The organism is Pseudobacter ginsenosidimutans (assembly GCF_007970185.1).
Taxonomy (GTDB): domain Bacteria; phylum Bacteroidota; class Bacteroidia; order Chitinophagales; family Chitinophagaceae; genus Pseudobacter; species Pseudobacter ginsenosidimutans.
The window spans coordinates 538,006-550,312 of sequence record NZ_CP042431.1; the positions used below are offsets into that span (position 1 = coordinate 538,006).

At 46.4% G+C, this 12,307-nt stretch carries 8 protein-coding genes; 4 read left to right on the forward strand and 4 right to left on the reverse strand.

Features of this window, described 5'->3' with window-relative positions; genetic code table 11:
* Positions 1–88 precede the first annotated feature (88 nt).
* From FSB84_RS02130 to FSB84_RS02140, 3 genes are read left to right on the forward strand one after another with little or no spacing between them, the layout of a single operon-like run.
* Positions 89–979, forward strand: coding sequence for a lysophospholipid acyltransferase family protein (locus FSB84_RS02130; protein ID WP_130543125.1), 891 nt, complete (start codon positions 89–91; stop codon positions 977–979).
* Positions 980–999: 20 nt separating this feature from the next.
* Positions 1,000–1,974, forward strand: coding sequence for a fatty acid desaturase family protein (locus FSB84_RS02135; RefSeq protein ID WP_130543124.1), 975 nt, complete (start codon positions 1,000–1,002; stop codon positions 1,972–1,974).
* 4 nt (positions 1,975–1,978) lie between these two features.
* The gene (locus FSB84_RS02140) at positions 1,979–2,401 is read left to right on the forward strand and encodes an acyl-CoA thioesterase (protein WP_130543123.1); all 423 of its coding nucleotides are present in this window, start codon (positions 1,979–1,981) and stop codon (positions 2,399–2,401) included.
* A gap of 44 nt (positions 2,402–2,445) precedes the next feature.
* On the opposite strand, the gene FSB84_RS02145 is transcribed toward FSB84_RS02140, so the two are convergent.
* Together FSB84_RS02145 and FSB84_RS02150 are read right to left on the reverse strand one after the other, a co-directional pair.
* A complete protein-coding gene (locus tag FSB84_RS02145) occupies positions 2,446–3,195 on the reverse strand; it encodes a LytR/AlgR family response regulator transcription factor (RefSeq protein WP_130543122.1) in 750 nt (249 codons plus the stop codon).
* Between the two features lie 11 nt (positions 3,196–3,206).
* Entirely contained in the window at positions 3,207–6,143 is a 2,937-nt protein-coding gene (locus FSB84_RS02150; RefSeq protein WP_130543121.1) for a sensor histidine kinase, read from the reverse strand.
* A gap of 188 nt (positions 6,144–6,331) precedes the next feature.
* Here FSB84_RS02150 and FSB84_RS02155 point away from each other — a divergent pair, with 188 nt between their 5' ends.
* Positions 6,332–7,699: an SGNH/GDSL hydrolase family protein gene (locus tag FSB84_RS02155; protein ID WP_130543120.1), complete on the forward strand. Its 1,368-nt coding sequence runs from the start codon at positions 6,332–6,334 to the stop codon at positions 7,697–7,699.
* Between the two features lie 74 nt (positions 7,700–7,773).
* Here FSB84_RS02155 and FSB84_RS02160 read toward each other — a convergent pair whose 3' ends face one another.
* Both FSB84_RS02160 and FSB84_RS02165 read right to left on the reverse strand, forming a co-directional pair.
* On the reverse strand, positions 7,774–9,231 hold the full coding sequence (locus FSB84_RS02160; protein ID WP_130543119.1) for a RagB/SusD family nutrient uptake outer membrane protein: 1,458 nt from the start codon (positions 9,229–9,231) through the stop codon (positions 7,774–7,776).
* Positions 9,232–9,248: 17 nt separating this feature from the next.
* Positions 9,249–12,212 (reverse strand): SusC/RagA family TonB-linked outer membrane protein, encoded by a 2,964-nt coding sequence (locus tag FSB84_RS02165; protein WP_130543118.1) that lies wholly within the window; start codon positions 12,210–12,212, stop codon positions 9,249–9,251.
* Between the last annotated feature and the right edge of the window lie 95 nt (positions 12,213–12,307).

A 12,307-nucleotide genomic window follows, 5' to 3' on the forward strand; every position in this document is an offset into this window, starting at 1 on the left:
AAAAATTATCTAATTAATCGCACTTTTGGGAAGAGTTTACCATGATAAATTAAGCTAATTTAAAGAGATGCCTTATATTGGGTACTTTATGCAAGGCCTGATTTATTATATTTCGCTACCGTTCATCTATTTTCTATCCCTCCTACCCTTCCCTGTCTTATACAGGGTTTGTGATGGATTCTATTTTGTGCTCTATTATGTTGTTGGCTATCGTAAGAATGTGGCCATGCAAAACCTCCGGAATGCATTCCCGGAAAAATCGGAAGCGGAAATAAAAAGGATGTGCAAAGACTTCTACCATTACCTCTGCGATCTCTTTCCCGAAACTTTCAAAACGCTTACCATCAGCAGATCTGCCATGCTGAAGCATTGTACATTAAGCCCACAGGCAAAGGAGATCTTCGATCGATACAACCAGGAAGGAAAAAGTATCATCCTGGTAATGGGACATTACGGTAACTGGGAATGGGCAGGCAATACATTCAGCCTTACCTGTAAACAAAAATTGTTTGTAGTATACCATCCTCTCGCCAACAAATACCTGAACGGACTGATGTATCGCATGCGCACACGATTCGGTACAGGACTTATCGCCATGAGAGAGACCTACAAAGACATGGTGAAGTACAAATCCATCACCAGCGCCACTGCCTTCATCGCCGATCAAACGCCCATGCCTGAAAATGCAATCTGGACAAGCTTTCTCAACCAGGATACACCTGTATTTCCCGGAACAGAAAAGATTGCTAAAAAAATGAATTATCCCATTGTATACATAACAATAAAGCGATTAAAAAGAGGTTATTATACGATACTGGCAGAATTATTGTCTGAAGAACCTAAGAATACAGCAGATACGGAGATCACTACATTACACACCGCCAGGTTGGAAAAAGATATCCGGGAACAACCCGAATTATGGCTCTGGACACATAAACGTTGGAAACATAAACGCCCGGCAGAAAAGTCAATTGTTTAAAAACCCCATAGTTACAAATCATGCAAATTAAATCGGGCAGGGAACTGATCCTTGCCACCAAACCATTTGCCAAAGAAATCCCCTGGAAAAGCTGGTATTTTACCCTTTCTACGCTGGCAATATTGATGGCGTTCTTCGCAGGTATTTATTTTCTCAACAATCCCTTGTTGCGCATTGCCTGCAGCATCGGAGCCGGACTGACCATGGTGCGCATGTTCGTGATCTACCATGATCACCAGCACCATACCATCCTGCACCGCTCTTTGCCAGCAGATGTTCTGTTCAAACTCTACGGTATTTTCATACTGGCGCCCACCAGCATCTGGAAGCGCTCGCATGATTATCACCACAATCATAACAGTAAACTCTTCAGTGCCAGCATCGGCTCATACCCGATCATGACCAAACAGAAATTCATGCAGTCTTCCAAAGCAGAGCAACGCAGCTACCTGTTTGTCCGTCATCCGCTGACCATTCTGTTCGGATACCTCACCATGTTCGTGTATGGTATGTGCGTGCGCTCTTTTCTCAGTGCGCCCAAACGTCACTGGGATTCATTGGTTGCATTGGTGGTGCATTTCACTATCGGTGTACTGATCTTTGTATACCTGGGCTGGTTCACCTGGCTGCTGGCTGCCGTGATCCCATTCCTGGTAGCATTCATGATCGGCGCTTATTTGTTCTATGCCCAGCATAATTTCCCCGGTGTGACCTTCCGCGAAAAAGATGAATGGTGTTATGAAGAAGCTGCCATGTCATCCTCCAGTTATATGGTGATGAATCCTTTCTGGAAATGGGTTACAGCCAATATCGGGTATCATCATATCCATCATATCAATTCCCGTATTCCATTTTATCGCCTTCCGGAAGTAATGTCAAGCATTCCACAATTGCAGAAAGCAAAAACAACAACCTTGAATCCTGCGGACATCATTGCCTGCTTCCGGTTGAAAGTATGGGACCCTTCCACCAATTCCATGGTTGGAGTAAAGTAGTTTTATGGAATATTCAAAAACCTATACAGTAAAAGACGAACATATCGATGTGCAACAGATCGTAGATGGATTGTACTATCCGTTCTACATGGAATGGTGCCGTCATGATTTCATCCGCGAAGTATTGGATTTCGATTTCGAAGCAGAGGCACATAAAGGGAATAACATGGTGCTGTCCCGATACACGCTTCAGTTTGTACGTTCGCTCAAAAAAGGAGATACTTTCCAGGTCACCTGCAGCCCGATGCTGGACAAAACGAATAAAGCAGTTCTTCATTTCAGGCAAACGATTCTCCTCAATAACAAGATCGTTACCAAAGCGGTGTTTTCCGGAACCTGTGTGAAAGCCGGCGGCGGAAGGCCCTTCCTTCCTGAAGGATTGTTATCAAAGCTCGAAGGGGCGCCGGAATGGGACGGCGAGCTGTAAAATATTCATACTGGTCTAAGGCCGGGTATCATCGCGTACCGGCCTTAGTACCTTAGCTTGGCCAGAAAGGCCGCTCGTTTACGGGAGCTCACGTCGATGGGTACCCCATCAGCCATCTCTACATATCCTCCCTTTCCGTAATGATATTTCTTTACATGATCAAGGTTGATAAGATAAGAATCGTGTACACGGCAGAAATTGTCTTCAGGCAGCAGGATCTCGAATTCTTTCAGATTACCGCTCACCAGTAATTGCTTGCTGTTCACAAATGTGAAACGGGTGTAGGCCCTTTCGGCTGTGCAATACAGTATGTCCTTGATGGGATAGAAGATCAGACCTTCCTTCGTTTTCAACGCGATCCTTGAATTCCCGCTCTTCTCCCTGATCTGGTCCAGGAATCCGGCCAGCCGCATGTTCACGTCTTTCTCCATCAGTTTGGTGCGCGCTTTCTGCACTGCCGTACGCAGCTCATCCATATCAACAGGCTTGAGCAGGTAATCCAGTGCACTGTACCGAAAAGCCCTAAGTGCGTAATTATCAAAAGCAGTAACGAAGATGATCTCAAAGTTTACAGGCATTAATTTATCCAGCAGGTCAAACGCATTTTCCCTGGGCATCTGAATATCCAGGAAAACGATCTGCGGTGAACCCGCGCGGATCAGCTCCAGCGCTTCCTTCGCACTGGTGGCTTTCCCCACCACGGTGAGCTCAGGACAATACCGGTTGATCATCTTTTCCAGGCCATCGAGGTTCAGTGGTTCGTCGTCTACAAGAATGCAATTGATAGTGTTCATAACCCTAATGATTAATGGTTGACAGGAAATTTTACAATGATGCGCGTTCCGCTTACATTGCCGGCCTCATCCAATACATCTTCCATTTCCAGTGAGATCTGTCTTTTCTGCTGAAGGTTGAGCACGTTGATACGCTCCGTAGTCAGTTGCATGCCCCTGGACTGGTATTCGATATGTTGAGATGATTTGAGGGCTTGTACTACTTCCCTGCCCGGACCATTGTCTGTAATAGTGCAGCAGAGCCAATCCTGGCAAAGCGAGAATCCCACCTGTATAAAACCTCCCTGCTGCTGCCTGTTCTGAATGCCATGACGGATCGCATTCTCTACAAAAGGCTGCAGCACCATGCCAGGAATGAATGTTTGCGACTTATTCACTTCAGGATCTGCTTTCACGCTGTAATTGAAACTATGTTTGAACCGTAATTGCTCCAGCTGCAGGTAAGTGACCAGGTAATTGATCTCATCTTCCACGGAGATCTCGGAATGCGCTGAATTGTCCAGCGTTTGCCGGATCAGGCGGGCAAAGCTGCTCAGGTATTTATTGGCGCTGCCTGCATCGTTATCGAGAATGAAACCCTGAATGGAATTGAGGCTGTTGAAAATGAAATGAGGGTTCATCTGCGCCCTGAGCGCCTTCTGTTCCAGGTCCTGCAATTTTTCCTGGATCGCTTGTGCAGCTTTCTCTCTTTCCCTGATTCGTTTGCTCCTTTCCGTTACCAGCATCCAGGTGAGGCCCATGAGTAAGATAGCTGAGAGGGTGATGAACCAGGCTGTTTGCCAGAAAGGTGTTTTGATCAGCATGGCGATGTTCAGCGGTTTGCTTTCCACACCGAATTTATTGGTAGCAAAAAGCTCCAGCTCATAATCACCGGCAGGCAATGCGATAAAATCCAGCGAGGTTTGCCTTGTTCTATGCCAGGCCGTATCAAAACCGCGGAGCCTGTATGTATATTCGATATCGCCTTCCGATCTGTAGGAAATGCCTACATAATCGAAGCGGATATTGCGTTTGTTGTAATCGAGCGCATAGCTGACGGCCGGTGCTACGGCCGCACCGTCTATGCTGACATTCAGGAGACGCAGATCGCAGCGGGAATTGGTATTGATGGTACTCTTGTTGAAGAAAGAAACACCTTCGGGAGTTCCGGCGTAGAGGTAATTTCCATTCACCAGCAATGTATTGATCATATTGGAGCCGAGGCCATCAGTAGTGGAATAATGTATGATGCTTCCCGGTGGGTCAATGAAAACCCTGTCGAGCCCCTTATCGGTCCCCACCCAGATACAGTTCCGGTCGATCACCAGCGTACGACAGTCTTCACTGCTCAATCCATTGTTGGTGCCGAATACCCGGCCCATTTCATGATTCCTGATTTCCACAATTCCACCAAATGCTGCCACCCAGATGGTGCCGTCTGATGCCTCCCTGATTGCATTTATCTTCCTTCCCTTGAGGAAGGGTATCTGATCACCCAGATCATCGTACATACCATCGGGCTTTCGGATCAGCAGGCCGGTGAGCGTACCGAAAAAGATCGAGTCTCTCCTGATCAGCATGCTGGTGGTCCTTCCTTCCCTGAGCACTTTTGTGCAGCGGAGCGAAGGGAAATCGATCAATAACAAACCTCCTGATGTTGCCAGCACCAGTTCACGATCATTCAGAAAATCCATCTGCTTGATAGCACCGAAATGCATGGCAGAACGAAATGGCGCACCCTTACTGCTGACAAAAACACCAGGGCCGCTTCCGAGAATATGCGTATCCCCGCGAATGATCACAGATTTTATCGGCTTATTGAAAGATGCCCCATCGAATTTCTCTGAAAGGCTCAGCCCTGCCCCGGTCTCATCAGTCTTCAATTCCATGCATCCCATATCCGTTCCTACAAGAATGGCATTTCGGTCTTTCTGCAATTCGAATACATGAAAGTTCTGCTCACCTGCACCAAGGCTTCTGAAATTCTTTACCCGCCTGGATCGCAGACGGTACACGCCATCGGTGATGGTGGAATACCAAACGCCCCCTTCATTGTCCGTAAAGCAATTGCTTACATTCCTGTTGCTGAGAAAATGCTCGCTTATCTGTCTGGTAAGAATGTTGAAGATGAAAGAACCACGGCTTGTATTGAGACAAAGCAATGAGTCATCCAGTTTCAGAATGGTATTGAGGCTCGGTACCGGTACTTCATATTCGATCTTATAACGGAGAGATCTTACGTGCAGCATGTTGCCCGGCGAATACCAGCAAACAAGATCGCGTGTAACCAGTGCTGTGCCTTCGCCCGCCTGTTTGGCCGGAATATTGAAGAGATAATGGTATTGTTTGAAATCCTTTGTAGCATATACCTGCTGCTCATCCATCATCAATATTTCTTTGGTATCCTGGTTCACGAGTTTGGTAAGATAACATTCCGGAGAGCGCGGGCATTGATAGTTGGTCACTTTATCCTCAGGAGTAAATGCCCATATCATTTTCTTATCTATGATCACAATTTCACCATTGCCGGTTTCAACGCATCCCATCACAAAGTCCGTGAGCCTGATCTTTGCCAGCAGGCTATCGTTTTCCTGTGTATGTATTTTCCCTTTATAATAATAGCAGATACTGTTCTTGAAAGGCATGATCCATACGCGTCCGCGGGAATCGGCAAACAACCGGAGAATGGCATTGTCCGGTAATCCATCGCGCATGGTGAAGGTTTTGAAATTGGTGCCATCGAAACGACTGACGCCTGCTTCCGTACCGAACCACATGAAGCCATCGGTATCCTGCTGCATGCAATACACTACTTTACTGGCGAGGCCATCACGCGTGGTATAATGAGAGTAACTGAATTCCTGGGACCGGCCAATGAAAAAAAAGAAAAGAGAACAGCATAACATGCATACCGTTTTTCTGCTGAAAACAGGAAAGGAAGAAATGATCAGATAAAGGTTATGCTTCATGGCCGTTGAGCAAAAGTTTTGGCGGTACGGGAACAAGGGCCACAATATATTTAAAAAAAATGAGGTGCATTAAAAAGAAAAACCGGCTCAATACCCGGGATAATCAGGATAATATTTGATGTTTTGGGTGTACCGGGCAGTTTGTATCTTCAGGTATCATTGCACCACAAACCATAACAGCAGATCTTATGCTCAGAAAGTATTTCTTCCTTGCAGGAAGCCTGTCCATTATTTCTACGGTCGTTTCTGCACAATCTCCTTCCCTTGTATTTCCTGATGGCGCTAAAGTTTGTTTTGTTGGCAACAGCATTACACAGGCAGGGGAATACCTTCATTATATCAGGGGCTTCTATGCCACCAGGTACCCTGAACAGAAAGTGGAATTCATCAATTGTGGAATCTCAGGTGATGTTACCGGCGGTATCCTCGCGCGGATGCAACCGGATATAATGGTCCACAAACCTGATTATGCCGTGATCATGATTGGTATGAACGATGTGAACCGTCCACTCTATGCAGCCAGATTCAATGGCATCGATAGTATTCAGCAAAAGAAGAAAATGGCATTGGCTATTTATAAAGATAACCTTTCACAGATCGTAAAATACTTTGTAGATCATAAAGTGAAAGTGATCCTGCAAAAACCAAGCATCTATGATCAAACAGCAAAACTTCCCCAGGAAAACCTGAATGGAGTGAACGATGCGCTGGCAACCTGCGCCGGCTATATGCAGGAACTGGCCGACAAATACCGGTTACGCACAGTTGATTACTGGAGTATCATGACTGCCATCAACAGGAAGATGCAGGCAACAGACAGCAGCTTTACCATTGTTGGTAAGGACCGCGTGCATCCTGCATCACCCGGGCATTTCACTATGGCCTATCAATTCCTGCACTCAACGCTTGGCGCTATTCCTGCCAATATCATTTCACTGAATTACGGATCAAAGAAAGTGGTTGCCACGCATGGCGCCAGGGTGACTGACCTCTCATTCTCAAAGAACGAAATCCATTTTACCCACCAGCCTGCTTCCCTGCCCTATATCATGTTCTCAGCAGCTACTCCGGCGCTGGACCTGGTGCCATTTACAAAAGAATTCAATACGGAATTGCTGAAAGTGGCAGGCTTGCCTGAAGGCAATTACCGGTTAGTCCTTAACGATAGTATAGCTGGTGAATTCAGCAGCGCTCAATTCAGTGAAGGCATCAATATTGCATTGCTGAATACGCCACAAAGCCGGCAGGCGAAAGAAGTGCTGGAGTATTGTTTGAAGATGAAATCCATTGAATCTGATCTCCGCCAGCTTCGTCATATGGAATACAGGACCCTGTTCAAATTACCGAATGGCAATATCAAAGACAGTGGTATCGCCATCCTGCAAAGGAAACTGGCAGATACGGCTACTAAAAAGAATGAGCGCCCACCTGCAGAACGTTACCTGAAGAACAAACCGAAGGAAGAGGACTTGTACAAAGAGTGGGACAGGATGCAGCAAAGATTGTATGAGATCAATAAACCGGAGGCTGTGAGGGTGAAGATAGAGAAGATCTGAACAGCTAATTGATATAACAAAAAATGGGCGCTCCTTGCTGAGCGCCCATTTTTTTTATGTGGATGTAATCCTAATTATTGACCATATCCATCGTTCTGAGGCAGGATAGCAGGGTTGGCTTCGATCTCAGTTCTTGGGATCGGCCATGCCCATCTGTAAGAGGTAGCAGGCAGATCGCAGGTAGAGCAGGTGCCAGCCCTGTTCACATTGCGCTCTGTTACACCTTTCCTTTTCAGGTCAAAGAAGCGGTGGCCTTCAGCTACCAGCTCTTTACGACGCTCCAGTTCAATGGCATTCAGCAGCGCCTGACCGCTCAGATTCTCATTAGTATAGCCATAGATCCTTGCAGCACGAAGCGTGTTGAGATCATCCATGGCAGCAGCTTCATCAGGAGCAGTTGCTTTCGCATATGCTTCAGCGCGGATCAGGTACATTTCACCTACACGCAACGCTTTGAAGTTTACAACACCATCAGGCTTGGTCATTGATGCAGACTTTGCGAGATATTTAGACAAAACAACGCGGTCATCTCCGTCATTGTTCGGAATCACGGCAAAATAAGCGGGAACACGCACATCGTTGTTCAGATCATATTCATTGATCAGGTCAGAATTAGGTGCATACTGGCTACGGTTAACATCAGGTGCGTAAACGTTACCGCCCGGTGTTCCCTGGCCTGCTGTGAAAGTTACTGACCAGAGCACTTCATCAAACACAGCATCCTGCCAGATCAGATCGAACCTGGCTTTGTCAACCAGGTCAACATTATCGATCACCTCTGTAGAAAACTCGATGGCTTTGTCCATATCTCCTTTATAGAGATACATTCTCGCCAGGATTGCATCAACAGCCAATTCATCGATGTAAGCGGGAGAACCACCAGTATTGATATCATCATCCATATTCTGCATGAGGCCTTTCGCATCCAGCAGATCCTTTTCAATCTTTGTGTAGGTTTGTGCTACAGTGCCACGTCCTGGCTTTTGCTCATAATCGTATTTTTCCAAATAAGGAATGCCGGGAGCATTGGCATTTTTGTAATCATTCACCCAATAGCGAAGGATATCGAAATGGACCAGGGCTCTGATAGCAAGCGCCTGAGCTTTGATACGGTTTACTCTTCCTTCATCTTCGCCGGCGAAATTGTCAATATTGGTCAACGTGAGGTTAGCCTGGCTGATGATGCGGTAAGCTGCAGTCCAGGCATTCAGTACCTGAGTTTCAGCAGAAGTATACAACCACCTGGAGAACACTAGCTCATTACCGAGGTTTTCATCATCAAAGCTCAGCAGATCATCTGCCAGCATATCCGGTAATGCAACAAATGCATTTGCGGCACCATCAGTTGAGCCATAATAACTGGTGCTTCTGAAAAGGCTGTAGGTACCGCGAAGGGAGAACTCGTAATCGTCAAGGTTTTTGAATCGTTCATTGGCATTGAGATCGCTCTCCGGGTTTACATCGATTACCTTGTTGCAGGCACTCAGTGAACCGATGACGGTCAATGCTATGATAAATTTCTTTATTAACATGTCAATTCATTTAATAGTTAGAAACCAAGGTTGAGGCCAAAGGTGATTGTTTTCAACTGAGGATACTGTCCACCCAGCAGCATGCCGTTGGGAACCTCAGGATCATAGCCCAGCACATTGTGCCAAACATACAGGTTCTGGCCTTGTGCAAAAACACGGATATTTCTAACCCCTTTGAGTTTCCCTATAACCGTTTTGGGCAGTGAGTAGCTCAGCATCACGTTTTGCAATCTCAGGAAATCACCTTTTTCAGCATACCTGTTTGTTTCCGGCTGATAGGAATTGAATGGAGAAGGCACATCAGTGATGTCTCCCGGTTTCTGCCATTCCTTCAACATAGAAGCAGCGAGGTTAGAAAACCAGTAACCTGGATTCTCTACGTTGGTCCTGTCATTATTGAAAATATAATGACCATAAGCATAGCTGAATTGAACATTCAGCTCAAGGCCTTTATAATTCATGGTAGTACCAAAGCCACCAAAGTTGGGCGGATCTACGGTTCCTACAATAACGCGGTTTGCCTCATCAAAGTCGGTGGTCGTTTTACCATCGGCTTTCAGGTACAGGGCATCTCCTGTTTCAGGATCAACACCTGCATAGCGCACCAGGTACAGAGAGTTGATGGATTCGCCAACTTTGTTGATGAATACACCGCTCACCTGTTCATCCAATCCAGCCTGATCTGTCAGCTTGTTTTTGTTATGAGTGTAGTTCACATTCAGAGACAGATTGAAGTCTTTCGTGCGAACAACAGCTCCTTCCAAAGCGATCTCAATACCGGAGTTGCGCAGGCTACCCAGGTTATTGATTACTTCCAGCCAACCTGAAGTACGTGACAATTGTCTTGGCAGGAACAGGTCCTTGGTTTGGTTATTATAATACTCGATGCTACCATTTACACGGTTATTGAACAATGCAAACTCCACACCTGTATTGAACATCACTTTCCTCTCCCAGGTGAGTGGGCGTTGCAGGTTAGTGAGAACCAGGCCGGGTTCACCATTATACACTGCAGCGCTGAGCAAAGGCAATGTGGCAAAATCGCCTACACCCTGGCTACCTACAGCACCGTAGCTGGCTTTAAGTTTCAACATAGACAACCAGTTCTCAGTACCGGCCATGAACTCCTCATCAGACACGATCCAGCTTGCGCCCACATGTCCGAAGGTAGACCAGCGATTGTCGCGGCTAAGTCGGGAAGAACCATCACGTCTTACACCAGCGTTAAGGAAGTACCTGTTCTTGTAGCCATACACTCCATCGAAGAAGTAAGACAGCAATCCATTTTCGGTAACGCTTCCTCTTACAGTAGGAATGTATCCGTTATCAGCTGTACCAGGCGTGATGCCTGATTCATTCTTGAAAGGCCCGATCATACCATAACCGGTAAACCCGAATGACTCCTGTTTTGCTTTCACGATCTCATTGAACAAAGACAGGCTCAGGTCATGATCCCCGAAACTTGTTGTATAGTTCAAAGAAGTAGTTCCTGTATAACGAACGAATTTGGTATATCCCCTGCGCAGAGAGCCACGGCTACCGATAGCCTGGATACCCTGATCGGTTGTACGGTCGAGATAACGCAGGTCTTCATCCTGTGTAAAATCAGCACCCCATTGGGTTCTTACTTTTAAGCCCTTGACCCAGGGAAGCGCGTATTCGATATAGGCGCTACCGATACCTTTGAGCTGATCTCCATTATAGGTGTTCTCAAATTGCTCCTGCAGCGGATTCGGTTGACCGCCATACCCGTCATACCTGTATGTTCCATCAGGATTATACAAAGTAATGTATGGGTTGAACCAACGGATAGCGTTCAAAGGCTGTCCGATATATACATCATTTTCCAGTGTATTGGTAAGACGTGAGTAACCGAAGCTGGCATTCAGGCCGATCTTCCAGTTACCAAAAGTATTATCGATATTGGCGCGACCAGTGTAGCGTTTCAGACCGGTATTGCGCACAATACCCTGCTGATCGAAAATTGAACCAGACAGGAAGAACTTCGTTTTATCATTACCCCCTGAAGCACTTACCATGTGTTGCTGGGTAGTTCCTTTGCGGAACATCTTGTCGGCAATGCCGTTGTCGATCTTCGCCAGGCTGTCCATTTCGTCTGGTGTCCAACCAAAAGGATTACTGCCATCCCAGGAAGGATCATTGGGATCATACAAAGGACGGGAGTGTTTCTCATAATCCACTTTTTCTCTTGAAGTCATCAACCTCAATTTGTTCTTGGGCAATTCGGAAAAACCGAACTGGCCATCATAATTCACTTTCGTCAGGCCTGAGCTACCGCGTTTGGTAGTGATTACGATTACACCATTCGCACCGCGTGAACCATAGATAGCGGTAGACGATGCATCTTTCAGGATGTTGTAGCTTTCGATATCGCCGGGGTTGATGGTGGCAAAATCTGCCGCACTAACCTGGATACCATCGATAATGTACAGGGGTGAGTTACTTCCGCTGATAGAACCTTTACCACGGATAGTGATCTCTGCAGCAGATCCTGGCTGACCAGACGAAGAAAGCGCCATCAAACCGGGCACTTTACCCTGCAGCGCCCTGTCGAATGAACCTACAGGCTGCAGTTTAAGTTCATCACCCGCCACCCGGATAGATGAACCGGCGGACTGACGTTTATTTTGAGTGGTGTAACCGGTGATCACCACTTCAGATAATGAACTGCTGCCAACTACCAGTTGAACGTTCACTATCCCACTACCAATTGCAGCTTCCTGCGTCTGAAATCCAACACTACTGAATACAAGTGTGGTTGCATTTCCCGGAACCGTTAACTTAAACGATCCATCAGGTTCCGTTACTGTGGATGTTGATGTTCCTTTCACTGTAACAGTCACACCCGGTATTGGAGCGCCGTCCCGCTGGTCGGTTACGGACCCCGTCACTTGTTTTGACTGAGAGAAAGAGTACAATGCCATGAGCATTGCCATCAGAACTAATAATGGTCTTCTCATAAGTTGTTTTTTTGAAAGAACTCAATAGTTAAAATCTTTAGGGGATACAGTCGGGTATCTTATCATGTGACCACAATACAAACAGTAATGCTGCA

Coding starts and splice junctions, on each gene's coding strand:
- FSB84_RS02130 (WP_130543125.1), top strand. CDS start 89: ATGCAAGGCCTGATTTATTATATTTCGCTACCGTTCATCTATTTTCTA.
- FSB84_RS02135 (WP_130543124.1), top strand. CDS start 1,000: ATGCAAATTAAATCGGGCAGGGAACTGATCCTTGCCACCAAACCATTT.
- FSB84_RS02140 (WP_130543123.1), top strand. CDS start 1,979: ATGGAATATTCAAAAACCTATACAGTAAAAGACGAACATATCGATGTG.
- FSB84_RS02145 (WP_130543122.1), bottom strand. CDS start 3,195: ATGAACACTATCAATTGCATTCTTGTAGACGACGAACCACTGAACCTC.
- FSB84_RS02150 (WP_130543121.1), bottom strand. CDS start 6,143: ATGAAGCATAACCTTTATCTGATCATTTCTTCCTTTCCTGTTTTCAGC.
- FSB84_RS02155 (WP_130543120.1), top strand. CDS start 6,332: ATGCTCAGAAAGTATTTCTTCCTTGCAGGAAGCCTGTCCATTATTTCT.
- FSB84_RS02160 (WP_130543119.1), bottom strand. CDS start 9,231: ATGTTAATAAAGAAATTTATCATAGCATTGACCGTCATCGGTTCACTG.
- FSB84_RS02165 (WP_130543118.1), bottom strand. CDS start 12,212: ATGAGAAGACCATTATTAGTTCTGATGGCAATGCTCATGGCATTGTAC.